Genomic DNA, 19,535 nt, shown 5'->3' on the forward strand with positions numbered 1-19,535 from the left:
TCGCAGTCGGCTGTTAGTGGTTGCCGAAGTGGTCGCGGTCGCTGCCCTGCGGGGCGGTCTTCTGCACGTCACGCGACGAGTTCAGCAGCTTATAAGTCGTCGAGTCGACGCCGATCGACGAGGTGCGCGTGGTGTCCACGGCCGGGGCCGGCTGGTTGACGCCGCCATTGTTGTAGTTGTCGCTGCCTGCAAAAGCAGCCGTAGAAACGGCCATCAAGGCCGCGGTGGCAAGAACGATCTTCTTCACTTTCAGTACTCCTGAATTTCATGTCGGAACAAGGCGGCGAGCGAACCCGCCGCCTGTCCGGAATCGGCTGTTAGTTGTTGCCGAAAAGGTTGTGGTCTGCGCCCGTCTTGGCGGGATCCTGCGTCGCCGGCCCCGACTTCTTCACCGAAGCCGTGTACGAAGAATCGACCGTCGCGGCCGGCGGATTGGCAGCCTGCGAACCATAATTGTCGCTACCAGCAAAGGCGCTGCCGGAAATTGCCAGAAGGGCTGCGGCAGTGAGAACAATCTTTTTCATTTTTGCTACTCCAGTATCTTTATTCCGTCCGTCTAGCGGCGTGTCTTGGGAATGAAATCGCGTCGTTCGGACAACGCTGATTTGGGTGAGCCGACTGCCGGATTCCAATCACGAAGTTTTTCCGTCTGGACCATGAATCCGCATCTTGAAGTTTTCATAAGCATGCCTATGACTTTATTTTTATTGAATTAAATCAATCAGTTATGCAAATTCGTCAGTTGGCTCACCAAATGTATCGGAGTATCGGCGTTCACACCGTCCTGCACGCACCGTCAACAGAAACGAACCGTTCAGTTCGATTTTAGAATCTCCTAATAGTCACTTTTCGATACTATTAACCATTCCACGCTTGTCCGAAGGGCGATTCGGCTCGCTTCAGAAACCATGTTGAGAACTGAAGGCCAAAGGGGTGTTCGTGCCGGAAAAGGTTGCAGCCATCTCCTTGTCGGTTCTGGAAATCGAGGCCTGGACCGCGAATTGAACCCCTAAAGCGCGTCGCGATCTTTCAGATTCGCTCCATGCGCTTTGGGTTTTGATTTCACGCATGTCTTTATTCCGAAACCGGTTCCCACTTTCGGGAGACATGCTTTGAAAGGTCGCGATGACGCCTACGCGCGACGGGCGCTATGGCGCGCTGCCTTTCCAGCTTGTTTCGGCAAGATTTTCTCCGACCGGCTGGCGCGGGCTTCTTTCAAACCCCATAGCGCTCGGTGCGGATAACCCCCGCCGGAACGCCGGCGCCGATCAGGGCATCGGCGGCGGCCGAGACGAACGCGTTCGAGCCGCAAACATAAGCGAGCCTCGGCGCCTTCGGCAGGCGCTCGACGGCTTGCACCATCATGCGGGCGTCGACGCGCCGGGAATAGTCGGAGGGGCGCCTCGCCGGCTCGCGGGTCAGCGTCAGCACCAGATCGAACCCGTCGCGGCGATCATCGAGGCCGATCAGCTCATCGCGAAAAATCACCTCGTCCCAGACCCGCGCCGAGAACACCAGCGCAACGGGCACCGCATTGTTGCGCAACGCGCGATGGCGCACCATCGCCATCAGCGGCACGACGCCCGAGCCGCCGCCGACCAGAAGGATCGGCCCGCCGTCGCTCTCCTCCCAGATGAAATGGCCGCCCAGCGGCCCGCGCAGCTCGATCTCGTCGCCGACGGCCGCCACATCATGGAAGAAGGGTGAGACCTCGCCGTCGTCGAGCCGCTCGATCGCCAGCTCGATACCACCACCTGCTTCCGGCGCCGAAGCGATGGAATAGGAACGGCGAGCCTGATAGCCGTCCGGCGCCGTCAGCCTGATGTCGACATGCTGCCCCGCCAGATGGGCGAAGGGCCGCGACGGCTGGAACCAGAAGCTGGTGACGCGCGGCGTGCGCTTTTCGATGCGGGTGATCGTGGCGGCCTGCCAGGGCGATTGCGGCGACGGCTCGGCTCTCATCGATTGCTGCTCACAGGTCGCGCCCTCACGGGTCACTGGAATAGCGCTGCTCGCGCCAGGGGTCGCCATACATGTGATAGCCGCGCAGCTCCCAGAAACCCGGTTCGTCGCGGTCGGTGAACTGCAGCCCGTTCACCCATTTGGCCGATTTCCAGAAATAGAGATGCGGCACCAGAAGCCGCGCCGGCCCGCCATGATCTGAAGTGATCGGCTTGCCTTCATAGAGCAGCGCCACCATCGCCTTGCCAGTGACGAGGTCCTTGGTCGGCACATTGGTGGAATAACCGTCGAAGGACAGCGCCAGCGTGTAAGCCGTCGGCGGCTCGATGCCGGCATCGGCGAGGATGTCGTCGATCATCACGCCTTGCCAGGGCGTGTTGAACTTGGTCCAGGCCGTCACGCAATGGATGTCGCGCGTCATCTTGCTTTGCGGCAGGGCGTTGAATTCGGCCCAGTTCCATTTCTTGAGCGGTCGCGGTCCCTGCTTGAGGGTGAAGGACCAGTCCTCGGTACGCACCCGCGGCGTCGGCCCGGCCGAGAGAACCGGGAAACCCTGTTCCAGATACTGGCCCGGCGGAATGCGCGCGTCGGTGTCGGAAGGAGGACGCCGTCGGGAAAAGAAGCCGCGCGTGACCATCGAGACGCCCTCCTGCACTGGTGGAACGATGCGGGGAGTGTTCTCGAAGACGACTTCAGGGGCAACCGAAATCTTGAAGACGGAGCCCGCCGAGATGGCCGGCAGGCTCCGTCGGGGCTTTTCTCAGCCGGCGGCGAACGGGACGGCGACGAAGATCTGGGCGTCGCCGCGATCGATCAGCAGGAGCACCGACTTCTTGCCGGACTTGCCGGCCTCGGCGATCGCCTGATTGGCCTGCTTGGCCGTCTTCACCGGCGTCTGGTCGACGCCGACGATGACGTCGCCGGGCTGGATGCCGGCCGCCGAAGCCGCATTGTCCGGATTGACCCGCTCGACCACCGCGCCGCGCTGGTTCTCGGCCAGGTTGAGCTGGTCGCGGATATCGGGCGTGAGGTCGGTCAGGCCGAGGCCGAGCGAAGGAACCCGCAAGCCCTGATCCGCCGACGGGCTGCGGCCTTGATTCCCGTTCGAGGCGGTCTTCTGCTCATCGGCGTTGCGGCCGACATCGGCGGAGATCTGCATCGCCTTGCCCTTGCGCCAGACATTGACGGTCTCCTTGGCGCCCGGCGACACGTCGGCTACGGCGCGCGACAGGTCCTTCGGATCCTTGATCTCCTGGCCGCCGAAGCCGGTGATGACGTCGCCGGTCTCGATGCCAGCCTTGGCCGCCGGCGACCCGTCGGTGACCTGGGAAACCAGCGCGCCGCCCGGATGATCGAGGCCGATGGCGCTGGCGACGTCCGGAGTGACGGGCTGGATCTGCACGCCGAGATAGCCGTATTCGATGTCGCCGCCCTTCATCAGCTTGGCGACGACCTTCTCAGCCTGGTCCGACGGGATGGCGAAGCCGACCCCGACGCTGCCGCCATTGGGCGAATAAATGGCGGTGTTGATGCCGATGACATTACCGTTGACATCGACCAGCGGACCGCCGGAATTGCCGTGGTTGATCGGCGCGTCGATCTGGATGAAATCGTCGAACGGCCCGCTGTGGAGGTCGCGGCCGCGCGCCGACACGATGCCGGCGGTGACGGTGGTGCCAATGCCGAACGGGTTGCCGATCGCCAGCACCTGGTCGCCGGTCATCAGCTTGTCGGAATCGCCCCATTTGACGGTCGGCAGAGGCTTGTCGGCCTTGATCTTGATCACCGCGAGATCGTTCTTGGCGTCGTGGCCGACGAGCTTGGCGGGAAGCTCAGTGCCGTCGTCGAGCGTCACCTTGATCGAGCTTGCCCCGTCGATGACATGATTGTTGGTGACGATGGTGCCGTCCGCGCTGACGATGAAGCCGGAGCCTAGCGCCTCGGCGCGCTGCCCCTGCTGCTGCGGTGGCGTCCGAGGCATCGGCATGCCCTGATCACCGAAGAACTGCTGGAAGAACTGGTCGAAAGGCGCATTGCCGCCGAGCGGCGAACCCTGGTCCTCAGGCTGCGCCTTCATGACCGAAGTGATGGTGACGACAGCCGGCTTGGTGACGGCGATGACCGGGGCGAAGGAACCGTTCGGGGCCGTGATGCCGGCGACGGGCGTCTGCGTCGTCGCGGCCACGGTGCTGAGGCCGGCATTGTTCTGGGCAAAGGAAACGACGACGGGCGAAATGATCAGCGCGACGCCCAGCAGGGCGGCGACGCGATGTCTGCGAAGAATGCTTGATGGTGACATGGTCGTTCTGTCCGGGCGAGCGTTGATCCGGCGTCGCGGGCGCCCCCAGGGATCGTCCGTCGACGTGCCGATGACCGGATCTGCCTGTCTCGCCGTGCATGGCAGCCGGCCGTCTCGACTGACAGACATCTAGGACGCCGAATGGCCCGAATTAGGGTTTTGGGGCGACCTTACGAAGATTTAATTCAGGAAGCGCTTACGAACCGCTGCCGCCGGCGCAGATAAGAGGAGGCAATTTGGCGCATTCTGGAGCGGTCGAAACTTGGGCCGTGGCCGCCATGACCGATGCGGATCGGCAGGTCGAGCAGGCGTTGCATGGTGTGGCAATAGGCGACACGATCGGAATCTGCCAGATCGTCGATCAGCATGCCGTCATAGATGGCGTCGCCGGCGAAGAAGAGGCCATCGGTCTCGTCGAAAAGCGCGATGGAGTCCGGGGAATGCCCGGGCAAATGCAGCACGCGGAATTTCCGGTCGCCGAGGTCGACGATATCGCCCTCGTCGAGCGCGCGGGTCAGCGAGGCGGGAGGAATGCGATAGTCAGCCGCCTTCCAGTTCGGCGCCGGCAGCTTCGAGACGGCGCCGTCGAGATTGTGGAACATATAGGCGTAGGTGACGGCGTCATCCATGACGTCGAACTGGGGCGCGCTCATCCTCGGCCCCATGCGCAACGGGAATTCGTGCAGCGAGCCGACATGGTCGAGATGGATGTGGGTCGCGACGACGATCAGCGGCTTGCCGAGCGGCGTGTCGATCTCAGGCGCCAGCGGGCAGATGCCCATGCCGGTGTCGACCAGCAGATCCGCGTCACGCCCCTTCAAATGCCACATATTGGCGCGCACGAAATCATGCACGAAGGGTTCGGTCAGCATTGTCGTGCCGGCATCGACTTTCGCCTTGCCGAACCAGTCGCCAACCTCAAGCTCGGGCATCGAGCCGCCGGCCATCAGACGAACGGCTTCCCGACCTTGTATTTTTCCGGCACCAGCCGCTTCAGATAGGCCATGCCGGCTTCCGAAAGCTGGTTGGCGTCCGGCTGCATGAAATCGTCGGGCATGTGGCGCGTCTTGCCGGCCACCGCCTTCAGCGGCACCTTCTTCAACACGGTCTTCGACCCGTCATACTGGATCGCGACCGAGCCGCCGCCCTCTCCGGCGACGGCCACCGCGAAGGCGCCGGCATCGAAGGCCTCCCTGGCGTCGACGGCACTGATCGCGCCGACATAGCCGCGCGGCATGTAGCCCAGCGCGTCGACCCGCGCCCGCTTGCCCGGCAGGCCTTCGGCCAGCGCCCGTTCCAGCGCCGCCGGCAGGTCACTGCCCGACAGTTTGACGTTGCCGTGCTGGTCGCGCTCGAGCTTCTCCGGCGGCACAAGGCTTTCGACCAGCGCCTTGCCGTCGGCGGTGCTGACTCCCTCCGAAACGGCGACGATGCAGCGCTTGTGGCGGTCCAGCTTTTCGCGCACTTCATCGATGAAGCGCTTCGCCGAGAAGGCACGCTCCGGCACATAGACCAGATGCGGGCCACTGTCGGGATCGAGCTGCCAGGCGGCCGCGGCGGCGGTCAGGAAGCCGGCATGCCGGCCCATGACGATGCCGACATAGATGCCGGGCAGCGCGCGGAAATCGAGATCGACAGAGAGGAAGGCGCCGGCGACGAATTCGGCCGCCGAGATGAAGCCCGGCGTATGGTCGTTCTCCTCGAGGTCGTTGTCGATGGTCTTCGGCGCATGCACGAAGGCGATCGAGCCGCCGGCGGCATCGGTCAGGATCTGCTGGGTGCCCGACGTGTCGTTGCCGCCGATATAGATGAAGGCGTCGGCGCCGGCCTTCTTCAAGCCGTTGAGGATGACCTCGCAATAGGCGGCGTCCGGCTTGTCGCGGGTCGAGCCGAGGGCGGCGCTCGGCGTGCCGGCGATCAGCCGCAGCCTGTCCTCGGGGATGGCGGAGAGGTCGACATAATTGCCGTCGCGGATGCCGCGCACGCCATGGATCGAGCCAAGCACCTTGGCGCCTGGATGACGCTTGCGGATTTCCAGCGTGGCGCCGACGACCGTCTGGTTGATGACGGCGGTCGGGCCGCCGCCCTGCGCGATGACGAAGGTTCCAGCCATTTTTTCTCTCCCGGGGCGAAGGTTTTGAGGGCACCTTCGCCTGTCTTGCGGCATCGCGCAACGGGAGATGGAGGAAAGGATCAGACCACGACGACCGGGTTCTTCTTGGAAACGCGGCTGTAGAGGTCGATGATGTCCTGGTTGATCAGGCGCACGCAGCCCGACGACATGGCCTGGCCGATGCTCCACCATTCGGGCGAACCGTGGATGCGATAGCCGGTATCCTTGCCGTTCTGGTAGATGTAGAGGGCGCGGGCCCCGAGCGGATTGGTGAGGCCGCCGGGCTGGCCACCCTGCCATTTCACCAGTTCCGGCTTGCGCTGGATCATCTCCGGCGGCGGCGTCCAGGCAGGCCATTCCTTGCCATACTGGATGTTGGCGCGGCCCGACCAGCGGAAGCCGTCCTTGCCGATGCCGACACCGTAGCGGATGGCATCACCGTCCGGCTGGACGAGATAGAGCATGCGTTCCTGCAGATGGACGACGATGGTGCCGGGCGCCTCGCCTGTCTTGTCGACGACGATCTGGCGGCGGAACTGCGGCTTGACCTTCTGCCACGGCACGGCCGGCACGTTGAAGCCGCCATCGGTCAGCGAGGCGTACATGACGTCCGGGCCGGTGATGTTCTTGTCGACGCTGATCGCCGGGCGCATCGGCGGAACGGAACCGGTGACGGTGTTGTCGAGCTGCATTTGCGGCAGATCGAGCGTGTCGGTGGTGCTGCAGCCGGCAAAGCTGAGCAGCGCCATGGCGCCGGCGCCCGAAAGCACGGCGCGGCGGGAAAGGAGAATTTCGGTATCGATTGCGGCGCCGTTGGAAGGCGGCGTCAGACGTTGCGGCAACTCGCGCATGCACCAAACCCTACGCTGCCGGCGGGAAGCACGGTCCGGCCGGATCGCAGGCATTTTCGCTAGTCATGGTTGAAAAAGGGTGAAAGTGCGGGAGCCTGGCTTAACCCTAAAGCGCGTCGCGATCTTTCAGATTCGCTCCATGCGCTTTGGGTTTTTGATTTTGCGCATGTCTTTATCCCACTTTCGGGAGACATGCTTTAGCGGATCATTGCGGCGGCCGATGGGTCTGCGGGCCGGGCGTCGAAGATTTTTCCAACGGCCCCTTTACATTCCCGGCGACCCCGGGATTTATCCTTTTCTTTGCGCTCAAGGAGCAGGGAAATGTCCTTCGAAAACTGGGCCGCCTTCGCCGCCGCCTCTTCCATCCTTCTCGTCATTCCGGGCCCGACGATCCTCCTGGTCGTCTCCTATGCGCTGGGCCAGGGCTGGCGCACCGCGCTGCCGATGGCGGTCGGCGTGGCGCTCGGCGACTTCACCGCCATGACGCTGTCGATGCTCGGCATCGGCGCGCTGCTCGCGGCTTCGGCCACCGTGTTCACCGTGCTCAAGGTGATCGGCGCCGGCTACCTCATCTATCTCGGCATAAAGCTGTTCCGCGCCGGCGGCGCGCTGAAGGCCGAGCCCCGCACCGACACGGTTTCGGCGGCAAGGATGATGGCCCATGCGTGGCTGGTGACGGCGCTCAACCCGAAGAGCATCACCTTCTTCGTCGCCTTCCTGCCGCAGTTCCTCGATCGGCACGCCGATTTCTGGACGCAGATGCTGATCTTCGAGGCGACCTTCCTGACTTTGGCCTTCTTCAATGCCTTCGGCTACGCGCTGGTCGCATCCAGGGCCCGGGCGATCGTGCGCAACCCGAAGGCGATCCGCATCTTCAACCGCACCGGCGGCACGCTGCTGGTCGGCGCCGGCATCGCCACAGTGGCGATGCGGTCGGGGAATTGACGTCCAAGAGCAGCTCGTTGCTGCCAACTGCTCTTTGGCCGATGTTGGCACTTACCCCTCATCCGCCCTTTCGGGCACTTCTCCCCGTGAACCGTGAACGGGGAGAAGGACGCCCTTACCATTTTACGCTCACGCCCAGATTGCCTTCGAGCACGCGGCGCTCGTCGCCGCCGAGATTGGTCGTGTAGTCGCCGGTGGCGAAGACGCTGACCTTGTCCGTCACCTTGGCGACCAAGCCGCCGCCGAACTCGAAGAACGTGGACCGGCTCTCGGTCGAGATGTCGGTGCCTTCGAAATCGACGCGGTCGGTGCCGCCGAAATCGTGCCAGAGATTGGCCTTGAGGTAAGGTTGCAGCGGCATCCCGTCAAGGACCGTCTCGCCTTGCAGCCTCAACCCGATCCTGCCGGTGACGTCATCGTCGGAATCGAACGATACCGAGGAGAACCGGTCCTTGGCGTCGTCGAGCGACAGATGCTGCCAGACCAGTTGCGCCTGCGGCTCCAGCGTCCAGCCTTGTCCGAGCGCGACCGGATAGCCGCCCTCGAGCGATGCGGTGACACCCGTTCCGCCGACATCGATGCCGATGTCGCGCGACGATGCGGCAGAACCGCCGAAGAAGGTCGCCATCAGCACGCCGTCCAGGTACCAGCCGGACTTGCCGATGCGGGTCCAGTAGCCGCCGACGCTGGTGCCGCTAACGTCGAGGCTGCCGACCGCGAGCCCATCCTGACCCAGCGCCTGGCCGCGCAGGTCGCCGTTCATGCTGCCATAGGCAAGGAACAGGCCGGCGCGGTCGACCGAGCCTGAGGCGGTTTCATGGCCGATAAGGTCGAAACCGGCCTGAAGGCCGAACAAAGTGCCGTCAAAGGACGGCGAGACCGTTCCCGACCAGCCCATCTTGGTGTCCTGGCCGAAGATGCGGCCCCATACCGGCTGCAGATCGGCGTCGGACGACAACAGGCTCTGCTCGCCGCGGCGTTCGTGGAAGGTACCAAGCGTCGCCATCATCAGATGATCGGCCACCGGCGGCACGGCCGAATAGACCGGCACTTCCACGCGATAGAGCAGGATTTGCTGGCCTGGCGCCGGCGTCGGGAGATTGGGCACGTCGGTCGGCACCGGCGGCGGTGGCGGTGGCGGGTCGGGCGGCGGCGCCTCGGGCGGGGCCGGCGGCGCTTCGGGCTCAGGATCACCCGTCTGAACCGGCGGCGTCGGGTCGACCGGTGGGTTGTTGGCGTCGCCATCGGTCGGCACCGGCACCGGCGGCAGCTCCGACGCCGGCGGCGGCGGCTCGGTTTCCGGCGGCACGGGCGTGATTTCGGGCCCGGACGAACCCGCGGCCGGCGATGTCGGCGTGATCAGCGACGAGCGCAGGTACCAGTTCTGCGCGCTGCCGGCGCTGACGCCACCTTTGAACAGATAATACTCGAAGGCGCCGGCCGCGACCGGCGCGTCGAGCGCAAAGGCGTTGGCGCTCGACGTGGCGCCGTTGACCGCCTGCACCACCATGATGCCGTCCGCCGTGGTCTCGGCGCCGGCGCCGCCGGCATTGACCACCGCGATGCCGGTCGAGCCGGAGGCCGTGCCGCCGGACAGCACAAGCCGATCGGAAGCGGAGGAATCGTCGCCAAGCTCGGTCTGGATCAGCAGCAGGCCGCCGAGCCCGGTATAATTGCCGTTGATGGTCAGCCGGTCGGTGGCGCCCGTATTGCCATTGGTCAGGTCGATGCGGCCGGCATTGAAGACCCCGGCCAGTTGCCCTGACGTGAAGGCCTGGATCGAAGCATTGAAGCCGCCGCCATAGAGCGTGCTTGCCTTGTCGACGTTGATCTTGCCGGTGCCCGTGCCCGAGTCGCCCAGCACGAGGTTGCCATCCAATGTCAATTGCGTGTCGTTGGTGGCGTTGATGGTTTCCCAGTTCTGGACCCTGGCGATGCCGTCCAGCTTGACGTTGTCGAAGGTGAGCGTGTCGGTGCCGAGACCGCCGTTGAGCGTTTTGGTGCCGCCGATATTGGCTTTGGTGAGATTGCTGAGCTTGGCGGTGTCGTTGTCGGCGCCAAGGTCGACATTGCCATAGATGATGCCACCGCCGTCCCAGACGAAACTGTCGGAGCCGAAACTCATCAGCACATCGCCGCCGACCGTGCCGCCGGTGATCGTCACACTGTCATCGCCGCCGCTGACGCTGATGTTGCCGCCGATCGTGCCGCCGGAGAGGATGATCGTGTCGGTGTCGAAGCCGGTGACGAGGTTGCGGTCGATGACGCCGCCCGACATGTTGAAGTAGTTCTTGTCGAGCTTCATGTTGACGCGGCCGATGCGGCCGCCGGTCATCACCGCATGGTCGCCGTCGTCGAAGAAATCGACGATGCGGCCTCCGCTCATGGTGAAAGTGTCGAGGCCATCGCCCTGGTTGAGCGAGCCGATCTGGCCGCCGCTCATGTTGAAATCGTCGATGCCCGAGCCCTGCTGGACATTGCCGGCGACGGTGCCGGCGCCGATGGTGAAGGAATCCGCGCCATCGCCCTGGTCGACCGCGCCGGTGATGGTGCCGGATTGCATGTTGATGCGATCCGCGCCGGCGCCGAAGGTGACGTTGCCGCTGATCTGGCCGGTGCCGCCGGAAGGAAAGGTCAGCGTGTTGTCGCCGCTGGTGTCGGTGAGGCTGCCGCCGGAATCGCCGCTGTCGCAAACATAGGTCGTATTGCCAGCGGGCGGGCTCAGCACGCACGCGGCAAATGCTTGGGAGCCTGGCAGCAATGTAAGTGCTGTCGACGCCAGAAGGCCTAACATCCAAGGATGGTCCAAGCCTTTTATTAGTCGATCAGCATTTTCTGATATGAGTTTACCTTCCGAAAGAAGTCTCGGAAGAGAATTTCCAAAGAGCCGCATCGCGTCCTCGCAATTCGCGATTTAAGCCGCCCTACCCCTGCCGCAATGAAGACATAATTCGTCTCGGTTTTCAAAGCCTATTCTGTTTCCTATGGTTGATGGACTGCAATCTCAGGCGGATAGACCTGAGTATTGATTGATCCAGGAGGGCGTTGGCACGCTTCGCGCCGATGCTTTAGGATCGCCCCCGAACAGCAATTCGCGATCGTCTAAGGATACTCAATGGCGCTGCAGGACGCATTCGGCCTCGCTTACTCGGGCGCGACCGAAGCCGGGTTGTCGTCCTACGCCCGCGCGGTGCACGAACTGCAATGCTTCATCGGCGATCCGGTCGGTTCCATCGACCGCGCCATTGCCGATGCCCCGGCCTTTGTCATGGCGCATGTCTTCAAGGGCTATCTGTTCGGCTTGGCCACCGAGCGGGACGCGACGGCGGTCGCCCGATCGAGCCATCAGGCGGCGCTGCCGCTTGCCGCCACCGCGCGTGAACGGGCGCATGTCGCGGCGCTTGGCCAGCTTGCCGATGGGCGATGGCATGAAGCCGCGCGTATCCTGGAGGATATCGCGATCGACAATCCGCGCGACGCGCTGGCGCTGCAGGTCGGACATCAGATCGATTTCTTCACCGGCAATGCCCGCATGCTGCGCGACCGCATCGGCCGGGCGCTGCCGGCCTGGCAGAAAGGCATGCCGGGCTACCACGCCATTCTCGGCATGCAGGCATTCGGGCTGGAGGAAATGGGCGACTATGCCCGCGCCGAATCGCTCGGCCGGCAAGCTGTCGAGATCGAGCCACGCGATGGCTGGGCGCAGCACGCGGTTGCCCATGTCATGGAAATGCAGAGCCGGCAAAGGGACGGCATCGCTTGGATGCGCGCCAACCCCGACGCCTGGTCGAAGGACAGCTTCCTCAAGATCCACAATTGGTGGCACCTGGCGCTGTTCCACTATGACCTCGGCGAGACGGATGAGGTGTTCCGACTCTATGACGGGCCGATCTATGGCGACCGCTCGACATTGGCCCTCAACATGGTCGATGCCTCGGCTATCCTGTGGCGCCTCACTCTGGGTGGCGTCGATGTCGGCGACCGCTGGACGTCGCTCGCCGCCAACTGGATCCCGAAAGCCGCCGCCGGCAATTACGCCTTCAACGACGCCCATGCGATGATGGCCTTTGTCGGCGCGGGGCTGGAAGCGCCGGCGAAAACGCTGCTCGAAACGCAGCGCGAGGCGATGCGCGGCAGCGACGACAATGCCGCCTTCACGCGCGATGTCGGCCATCCGCTGACGCTTGCGATCAAAGCCTTCGGCGAGGGCAATCACGACGAGACCGTGCGCCTGATCCGGCCGATCCGCTCGATCGCGCATCGCTTCGGTGGCAGTCATGCGCAGCGCGACGTGATCGACCTGACGCTGATCGAGGCTGCGCTGCGCGCCGGAGATACGGCGCTGGCACGGGCGCTGGCCGCCGAACGGCAGATGGCCCGGCCCGACAGCCCGCTGTCGGCGCTGTTCTCGCGGCGCGCATTCGATTTGTCAGAGAATTGACCCGAAGCGGATCTTGCCCTAAAAACTGGCCAAGCCAGATTTTTTCGAGATCCGAAAAAATTAACGGCAGTGGGAGGAAATCATGTATCTCGGCCTCGACCTGGGCACTTCGGGCGTCAAGGCGCTGCTGATCGACGACGGCCAGAAGGTCATCGGCTCCGGCCATGGCTCGCTCGACGTCTCGCGGCCGCATCCCGGTTGGTCGGAGCAGGATCCGGCGCATTGGATCGGGGCGTGCGAGACGGCGATTGCCGAGCTCAAGGCTTCGCATCCGAAAGAGCTGGCCGCGGTCAAGGGCATCGGCCTTTCCGGCCAGATGCATGGCGCCACCCTGCTCGATACATCGGACAAGGTGCTGCGGCCCTGCATCCTTTGGAACGACACACGCAGCCATGTCGAGGCGGCGGCGCTCGATGCCGACCCACGCTTCCGCAAGCTCACCGGCAACATCGTTTTCCCGGGCTTCACCGCGCCGAAGCTCGCCTGGGTGGAGAACAACGAGCCGGCAATCTTCGCCGATGTCGCCAAGGTGCTGCTGCCCAAGGATTATCTGCGGCTCTGGCTGACCGGCGAGCACATTTCGGAGATGTCGGATTCGGCGGGCACCTCGTGGCTCGATGTCGGCAAGCGCCGCTGGGCGCCGGAACTGCTGGCGGCGACGTCGCTCGACGAGAAGCATATGCCGTCGCTGGTCGAAGGTACGGCCAAGGCCGGTGGGCTGCGCGCTGAGCTCGCTTCCAAATGGGGCGTCGCGGCGGGTATCCCGGTCGCCGGCGGCGCCGGCGACAATGCGGCCTCGGCCTGTGGCATGGGCACGGTGGGCGCAGGGCATGCCTTCGTGTCGCTCGGAACGTCGGGCGTGCTCTTTGCCGCCAACGCCTCCTATCTGCCCAATCCGGAAAGCGCGGTGCACACATTCTGCCACGCGCTGCCCAGCACATGGCACCAGATGGGCGTCATCCTGTCGGCTACCGACTCGCTCAACTGGCTTTCGGAGATCACTGGAAAGAGCGCCGGCGACCTGACCGGCGAGCTCGGCGATAAGCTGAAGACGCCGACGGGCGTCACCTTCCTGCCCTATCTCTCGGGCGAGCGGACGCCACACAATGATTCCGCCATCCGCGGCTCCTTCACCGGGCTGGCGCATCAGTCGAGCCGGGCCGTGCTGACGCAGGCGGTGGTGGAAGGCGTGGCCTTCGCCTTCCGCGACAGCCTCGAAGCGCTGAAGACGGCCGGCACGACGCTGACAAGGGTGACCGCGATCGGCGGCGGCTCGCGCTCGCGCTACTGGCTGAAGGCGATTGCGACAGCATTGCAGGTGCCGGTCGATATTCCGGCCGATGGCGATTTCGGCGCGGCGTTCGGGGCGGCAAGGCTGGGGCTGATTGCCGCGACCGGCGCCGATCCGCTTGCCGTCTGCACCGCGCCGGCGACCGATGCGACGATCGAGCCGGATTCTGGCCTGGGCGGCGCCTTCGCCGACGCCTACCAGCGCTATCGCGCGCTTTATCCGGCGATCAGAGCTGTAACCGCGTGAGCAGCCGCGAGGCCCCCCTCTCTGCCCTGCCGGGCATCTCCCCCTCAAGGGGGGAGATTGGCAGTTGGGGCGCCTCGCTCATTCTTGCGACGCTGGAGATTGGCGAAAGCCGGAGCGACATCCAATCTCCCCCCTTGAGGGGGAGATGGCCGGCAGGCCAGAGAGGGGGGCCTCGCGCCTCTCTTACCCAACAACCCTCACTGCGCCGGCACCTTGTCGAGGAAGCCGGTGACGCTCTTGAGGCGGCCGTTCTCGATCAGGCCGATGTCGGTGCCTTCGATGACGGACTCGGTGCCTTCGGGCCCAAGATTCCACGAGAAGCGTATCTTGTCGGCGAAACCGTCCGGCTCGCCCTTCAGCGAGAAGCGGAAGCCGGCAAAACGCTGCTGCACGCCGTCGATCAGCGCGGCGACGCCTTCATGGCCGTCGCCCTGCATGACCGGGTCGCGATAGCTGACATCCTTGGTGAAGGCCGCTTCCAGCAAGGCCTTGCGACGGGTCGCATCGCTCTCATTCCAGGCGTTGATGTAGTTGCGGGCGATCGTACTGAGGTCGGTCATTGTCATGCTCCTTCGTTGGATTGTTTCGACATGACCCTTTTGGCCCCGCAAAAGAGCGAAACCAATTACGCCTGAGGTAATCAGGCAAACCACTCGGAGAGGAAGGAAACCATGAGCAGCGGATTTTTCGGCGACATCAAGACAATCAAATATGAGGGGCCGGATTCGACCAATCCGCTGGCCTATCGCTTCTACAATCCTGACGAGGTGGTGGCCGGCAAGCGGCTGGAAGACCATCTGCGCTTCGCCGTCGCCTACTGGCATTCCTTCGCGTGGCCGGGCGGCGACCCGTTCGGCGGCCAGACCTTCGACCGGCCCTGGTTCGCCAAGCCGGGCGGCATCGACACGATGGACCTGGCCAGGCTCAAGGCCGATGTCGCCTTCGAGATGTTCTCGCTGCTCGGCGCGCCCTATTTCTGCTTCCACGATGCGGACGTGCGCCCGGGGGGCAAGGATTTCTCCGAAAGTGCTGCGCGCCTCGACGAGATCACCGACTATTTCGCCGATAAGATGAAAAAGACCGGCGTCAAGCTGCTCTGGGGCACGGCGAACCTGTTCTCGCACCGCCGCTTCATGTCGGGTGCGGCCACCAATCCCGATCCGGATGTGTTCGCCTATGCGGCGGCGACGGTGAAGAAGTGCATCGACGTCACCAAGAAGCTGAAGGGCGAGAATTATGTGCTGTGGGGCGGGCGCGAGGGCTATGAGACGCTGCTCAACACCGACCTTGCCCGCGAGCAGGAGCAGGCCGGCCGCTTCCTCAACCTCGTCGTCGACTACAAGCACAAGATCGGTTTCAAGGGCACGATCCTGATCGAGCCGAAGCCGCAGGAGCCGACCAAGCACCAGTATGACTACGACGTCGCCACCGTCTATGGGTTCCTCAAGCGCTTCGGGCTGGAGAAGGAAGTGAAGCTCAACATCGAGCAGGGCCACGCGATCCTTGCCGGCCATTCCTTCGAGCATGAGCTGGCGCTAGCCAACGCGCTCGGCATCTTCGGCTCGATCGACATGAACCGCAACGACTACCAGTCGGGCTGGGACACCGACCAGTTCCCCAACAACGTGCCGGAAATGGCTTTGGCCTATTACCAAGTGCTGCAGGGTGGCGGCTTCAAGACCGGCGGCACCAATTTCGACGCCAAGCTCCGGCGCCAGTCGCTCGACCCGGACGATCTCCTGATCGGCCATATCGGCGGCATGGATGCCTGCGCGCGCGGCCTGAAGGCGGCGGCGAAAATGATCGAGGACAAGGCGCTGTCCGGCCCGCTCGCCGAGCGCTATGCCGGCTGGAACACCGCCGAAGGCAAGGCGATGCTTTCGGGCAAGCGCACGCTGGAGGAGATCGCCGAACGCGTGGTGAAGAAGAAGATCGAGCCGCAGCCGCGCTCTGGCCGGCAGGAGTTGCTCGAAAACATCGTCAACCGCTACGTCTGACCGCTTGGCGGCCAGCCGACCGCATCGATCTGACAAGCGGCTGCGGTAGAATCCGCCTTCGCGCGGGGCAGGACTTCACGACAAGGTCTTGCCCCGAATCGCCCCTCAATCGCCCCGTTCTTGCCTTCAAACAGCCGTCACGGAACTCGTATAAACGTGGCTCCTGTGGCGGGAAGGAAAGAAGGAGGCGAAACGTATGCAGCACGAACGCGAAATCGACGCCCTGCTCTCTTCCAGTGAGGCTGGTTCGATCATCGATCGGCTGATGGCGCTGCCGCATTCGAAAGACGGCGCCCGCAAGCCGAATGAATGGGATCGCGCGGTCGCCGCGCGGTTGGAAACGGCGCTGGCCAAGAGCATGCGCTCGCGCATTGTCGGCGAAGATCGCGACGCCGCCTGATTCTTCCTTGGCCTGATTCTTCAGTGACCTGATTCTCCTTGGTTTGACGAACGGAGACTGTTTCTCCATCCTGCATCGATGATACGCGCAGTGCTGCTCGATCTTCTGGGTGTCGTCTACGATGGCGACACCCCAGTTCCCGGCGCTGTCGCGGCCATCGAGCGTCTGCGAAACACAGGCTTGCCACTGCGTTTCGTCAGCAACACGACACGCTCGCCGCGCAAGAGAATCATCGCGCAGCTCGCCTCCATGGGCATAGGAGTTGGCGACGAGGAATTGCTGACGCCGGCGCGCGCAGCCGTCGAATGGCTCCGCAAGCACGGCCGCCGGCCGCATCTGCTCGTCCATCCCGACCTCGAGACCGAGTTTTCCGGAGTGGAAGACGGGAGCGATAAAGCCGTCGTCGTCGGCGATGCCGGCGAAGCGTTCAACCACGCCAGCCTCAACCGCGCTTTCCGCGAACTGATTGCCGGCGCCGATTTCGTGGCGCTTGCGGTCAACCGCACGTTCAAGGATGCCGACGGACTGCTCAGCCTCGACACCGGCGCCTTCGTCGCGGCGCTCGAATTCGCCAGCGGCCGCAGCCCTGTCGTGCTCGGCAAGCCGTCGCCCGATTTTTTCCTGTCGGCGCTTGCCGGTTTGCGTTGCCCGCCGGCCGATGCGGTCATGGTCGGCGACGACGCGGAGAGCGATGTCGCCGGGGCATTGCACGCCGGACTCGGCGCGGCGCTGCTCGTGCGGACCGGCAAGTACCGTCCTGGCGACGAAACGCGCTTCGATCCGGCACCTACCGCCGTGGTCGACGATCTGGCGGCAGCGGCCGACTGGATACTTAAAGCGCGTCGCGCTGAAGCGGATTCAGGCGACGCGCTTTAAGCCTTTGTTTGATGCATGTCGTTGTCCCAAAACCGCTTCGCACTTTTGGGCGACATGCATTAGCCGCGCCGCAGCCTGACCGGCGCCTCGCCGAACGCTCTTGAAAATGCCCTGGAAAATGCCGCGGCAGACGAAAAGCCTGTGCGCCCGGCGATATCGGCCATGGCGATGCGCGTGTCGACGACGAGGCGGCGGGCGGCGCTGAGGCGCAGCCTCAGATAGTAGGCGCCCGGCGTCTCGCCGATCGATCTGCGAAAAATGCCTTCCAGCGTGCGCGCCGTCACGCCGGCGCGCTTTGCCACGGCGTCGATGGTGAGCGGCTGGTCGACATGCGCTTCCATCAGCCGGATCGCCTGAGCAAGCCTTGGGTCATAGCCGTCGAGCCGGCCGAGCGAGACCAATGGCTGCGCATCGGTTGCGGCGCGGGCCTGGTCGTAGATGAAGACGCTCGCGACATCGAGCGCCGCCGCCATGCCGAGCCGGGTGCGGACGAGATGCAGCATCAGGTCGAAGGTCGGCGAGGCGCCGCCGGAGGTGAAGACCGGCCCGTCGATGACATAGCGGTCCGGCCGCACGTCGACGCCGGGAAAGGCGGCGGAAAAATCCTCCATGTCCTCCCAATGCGTGGTGGCGCTGCGGCCCTCGAGCAGGCCGGCGCGCGCCACCAGCCAGGTGCCCGCCTCGACGCCGCCGCAGGCGCGGGCCGCTCGCGCCGCCCTTCGCAAACCTGCAAGCAGCGCTGACGTGGCGTAGTTCTGCGTGCCGAAACCGGCGACGACCACCAGCATGTCGGTCGGCTCGGCAGCGTCGAAGCGACCACTGACGGCCACGGGGAGGCCGCAAGTAGTGACCGGTGCCTCGCCGGTGACCGAGACCAGCTTGAAATCGAACAGCGTCTCGCCCGAGATGCGGTTTGCAGCGCGCAGCGGGTCGACGGCGGAAGCGACGCACATGATCGACGAGCCCGAGAACACCAGGAAGGTCACCTTGAGCGTCGCGCGCTCCGACCGAAAGATCGTCGGCTTTTCGTTTTTGATCATGAGAACTTCGTAAAACGCAAAACAGTTTCCGGCAAGTCGGTCATTCTTGGCCAGCTTCGGCGCATGTCGTCATAGCAAAGCCGGTTTCCGGCTTTTTGGTCGACATCAATGGCTGATCGAATTTTGGGAGGAAAGACGATGCCGCTCGCGATGAACCGTGAGGTCTTCATTACCTGTGCCGTGACTGGTTCCGGCGGCACGCAGGACCGCAGCCCGCACGTGCCGCGCTCGCCCAAGCAGATTGCCGATTCGGCGATCGACGCCGCCAAGGCGGGCGCCGCGATCGTCCATTGCCATGTGCGCGACCCCGAGACCGGCAAGCCGCGTCGTGACGTGCATCTCTACCGCGAAGTGACCGAGCGCATCCGCGAGGCGAATGTCGATGTGGTTCTGAACCTCACCGCGGGCATGGGCGGCGACATGGTGTTCGGCTCCCCGGAAGCGCCGCTGCCGCTCAACGAGAAGGGCACCGACATGGGCGGCGCCACCAACCGCATGGAACATGTGCGCCAGTGCCTGCCGGAAATCTGCACGCTGGATTGCGGCACGATGAACTTCGCCGAGGCCGACTATGTGATGACCAACACGCCCGGCATGCTGCGCGCCATGGGCGGCATGATGACGGCGCTGGGCGTGAAGCCGGAGATCGAGGCCTTCGACACCGGCCATCTGTGGTTCGCCAAGCAGCTGGTCGAGGAGAAGGTGCTCAACGCGGACGCGCTGGTGCAGCTCTGCATGGGCGTGCCGTGGGGCGCGCCGGACGACCTCAACACCTTCATGGCGATGGTCAACAACGTGCCCTCGACCTGGAACTGGTCGGCCTTCTCGATCGGCCGCAATCAGATGGCCTATGCGGCGGCGGCGGTGCTTGCCGGCGGCAATGTCCGCGTCGGCCTGGAAGACAATCTTTGGCTCGACAAGGGCGTGCTGGCGACCAACGCACAGCTCGTCGAACGCGCGGCCAGCATCGTCACCAATCTCGGCGCCCGTATCCTTGGACCGGAGGAAGTGCGCAAGAAGCTCAACCTGACCAAGCGGGCGCCGATCGCAGCCGCGGCGTAAGACGGGGGAGCA

General features: G+C 64.3%; 19 protein-coding genes. 7 read left to right on the top strand and 12 right to left on the bottom strand.

Annotation, left to right across the window (positions count from 1 at the left end; translation table 11 throughout):
• Positions 1 to 13: 13 nt before the first annotated feature.
• The 9 genes from RFM41_RS20195 to RFM41_RS20235 all read right to left on the bottom strand — a co-directional run bounded on the left by RFM41_RS20195 (position 14) and on the right by RFM41_RS20235 (position 7,123).
• Complete coding sequence (locus RFM41_RS20195; protein WP_320250354.1) at positions 14 to 247, bottom strand: DUF680 domain-containing protein; 234 nt, start codon at positions 245 to 247, stop codon at positions 14 to 16.
• A gap of 70 nt (positions 248 to 317) precedes the next feature.
• Positions 318 to 524 carry a DUF680 domain-containing protein gene (locus tag RFM41_RS20200; RefSeq protein WP_320250353.1) on the bottom strand — a complete coding sequence of 69 codons (207 nt, stop codon included), beginning with the start codon at positions 522 to 524 and terminating at the stop codon, positions 318 to 320.
• 375 nt (positions 525 to 899) lie between these two features.
• Positions 900 to 1,070, bottom strand: a complete 171-nt coding sequence (locus RFM41_RS20205) for a hypothetical protein (protein ID WP_320250352.1) — start codon at positions 1,068 to 1,070, stop codon at positions 900 to 902.
• A gap of 145 nt (positions 1,071 to 1,215) precedes the next feature.
• Complete coding sequence (locus tag RFM41_RS20210; protein ID WP_320250350.1) at positions 1,216 to 1,962, bottom strand: ferredoxin reductase; 747 nt, start codon at positions 1,960 to 1,962, stop codon at positions 1,216 to 1,218.
• A 25-nt stretch (positions 1,963 to 1,987) separates the two neighbouring features.
• Entirely contained in the window at positions 1,988 to 2,599 is a 612-nt protein-coding gene (locus RFM41_RS20215; RefSeq protein WP_320250348.1) for a sulfite oxidase-like oxidoreductase, read from the bottom strand.
• Positions 2,600 to 2,722: 123 nt separating this feature from the next.
• Positions 2,723 to 4,261 (bottom strand): DegQ family serine endoprotease, encoded by a 1,539-nt coding sequence (locus RFM41_RS20220; protein WP_320250346.1) that lies wholly within the window; start codon positions 4,259 to 4,261, stop codon positions 2,723 to 2,725.
• Between the two features lie 185 nt (positions 4,262 to 4,446).
• Complete coding sequence (locus RFM41_RS20225) at positions 4,447 to 5,208, bottom strand: MBL fold metallo-hydrolase (RefSeq protein ID WP_320319292.1); 762 nt, start codon at positions 5,206 to 5,208, stop codon at positions 4,447 to 4,449.
• Positions 5,208 to 6,374, bottom strand: a complete 1,167-nt coding sequence (locus RFM41_RS20230) for a diphosphate--fructose-6-phosphate 1-phosphotransferase (protein ID WP_320250342.1) — start codon at positions 6,372 to 6,374, stop codon at positions 5,208 to 5,210. Before RFM41_RS20230 ends, RFM41_RS20225 begins: the two co-directional genes overlap by 1 nt.
• Positions 6,375 to 6,454: 80 nt before the next feature.
• A complete protein-coding gene (locus RFM41_RS20235; RefSeq protein ID WP_430691547.1) occupies positions 6,455 to 7,123 on the bottom strand; it encodes a L,D-transpeptidase in 669 nt (222 codons plus the stop codon).
• A gap of 423 nt (positions 7,124 to 7,546) precedes the next feature.
• Here RFM41_RS20235 and RFM41_RS20240 point away from each other — a divergent pair, with 423 nt between their 5' ends.
• Positions 7,547 to 8,170, top strand: a complete 624-nt coding sequence (locus RFM41_RS20240; protein WP_320250338.1) for a LysE family translocator — start codon at positions 7,547 to 7,549, stop codon at positions 8,168 to 8,170.
• 115 nt (positions 8,171 to 8,285) lie between these two features.
• On the opposite strand, the gene RFM41_RS20245 is transcribed toward RFM41_RS20240, so the two are convergent.
• Positions 8,286 to 10,964: an autotransporter family protein gene (locus RFM41_RS20245; RefSeq protein WP_320250336.1), complete on the bottom strand. Its 2,679-nt coding sequence runs from the start codon at positions 10,962 to 10,964 to the stop codon at positions 8,286 to 8,288.
• A 321-nt stretch (positions 10,965 to 11,285) separates the two neighbouring features.
• Between RFM41_RS20245 and RFM41_RS20250 the strand changes: the two genes are divergently transcribed.
• Both RFM41_RS20250 and xylB read left to right on the top strand, forming a co-directional pair.
• Positions 11,286 to 12,611 carry a tetratricopeptide repeat protein gene (locus tag RFM41_RS20250; protein ID WP_320250334.1) on the top strand — a complete coding sequence of 442 codons (1,326 nt, stop codon included), beginning with the start codon at positions 11,286 to 11,288 and terminating at the stop codon, positions 12,609 to 12,611.
• Between the two features lie 82 nt (positions 12,612 to 12,693).
• The gene (gene xylB, locus RFM41_RS20255) at positions 12,694 to 14,148 is read left to right on the top strand and encodes a xylulokinase (protein WP_320250333.1); all 1,455 of its coding nucleotides are present in this window, start codon (positions 12,694 to 12,696) and stop codon (positions 14,146 to 14,148) included.
• Positions 14,149 to 14,345: 197 nt separating this feature from the next.
• Here xylB and RFM41_RS20260 read toward each other — a convergent pair whose 3' ends face one another.
• The gene (locus RFM41_RS20260) at positions 14,346 to 14,708 is read right to left on the bottom strand and encodes a nuclear transport factor 2 family protein (RefSeq protein ID WP_320250331.1); all 363 of its coding nucleotides are present in this window, start codon (positions 14,706 to 14,708) and stop codon (positions 14,346 to 14,348) included.
• Positions 14,709 to 14,819: 111 nt separating this feature from the next.
• Here RFM41_RS20260 and xylA point away from each other — a divergent pair, with 111 nt between their 5' ends.
• The 3 genes from xylA to RFM41_RS20275 all read left to right on the top strand — a co-directional run bounded on the left by xylA (position 14,820) and on the right by RFM41_RS20275 (position 17,421).
• Positions 14,820 to 16,145, top strand: a complete 1,326-nt coding sequence (xylA, locus tag RFM41_RS20265) for a xylose isomerase (RefSeq protein WP_320250329.1) — start codon at positions 14,820 to 14,822, stop codon at positions 16,143 to 16,145.
• A gap of 196 nt (positions 16,146 to 16,341) precedes the next feature.
• Positions 16,342 to 16,545, top strand: coding sequence for a hypothetical protein (locus RFM41_RS20270; protein WP_320250328.1), 204 nt, complete (start codon positions 16,342 to 16,344; stop codon positions 16,543 to 16,545).
• Between the two features lie 90 nt (positions 16,546 to 16,635).
• On the top strand, positions 16,636 to 17,421 hold the full coding sequence (locus tag RFM41_RS20275; protein WP_320250326.1) for a TIGR01458 family HAD-type hydrolase: 786 nt from the start codon (positions 16,636 to 16,638) through the stop codon (positions 17,419 to 17,421).
• A gap of 59 nt (positions 17,422 to 17,480) precedes the next feature.
• Here the strand turns inward: RFM41_RS20275 and RFM41_RS20280 are convergent, their stop codons facing one another.
• The gene (locus RFM41_RS20280) at positions 17,481 to 18,461 is read right to left on the bottom strand and encodes a GlxA family transcriptional regulator (RefSeq protein ID WP_320250324.1); all 981 of its coding nucleotides are present in this window, start codon (positions 18,459 to 18,461) and stop codon (positions 17,481 to 17,483) included.
• Between the two features lie 138 nt (positions 18,462 to 18,599).
• On the opposite strand from RFM41_RS20280, the gene bcoG reads away from it, so the two are divergent.
• The gene (gene bcoG, locus RFM41_RS20285) at positions 18,600 to 19,523 is read left to right on the top strand and encodes a 3-dehydrocarnitine:acetyl-CoA trimethylamine transferase BcoG (protein ID WP_320250322.1); all 924 of its coding nucleotides are present in this window, start codon (positions 18,600 to 18,602) and stop codon (positions 19,521 to 19,523) included.
• Positions 19,524 to 19,535 lie beyond the last annotated feature (12 nt).

The organism is Mesorhizobium vachelliae (genome assembly GCF_033977325.1).
Classification (GTDB): Bacteria; Pseudomonadota; Alphaproteobacteria; order Rhizobiales; family Rhizobiaceae; genus Mesorhizobium; species Mesorhizobium vachelliae.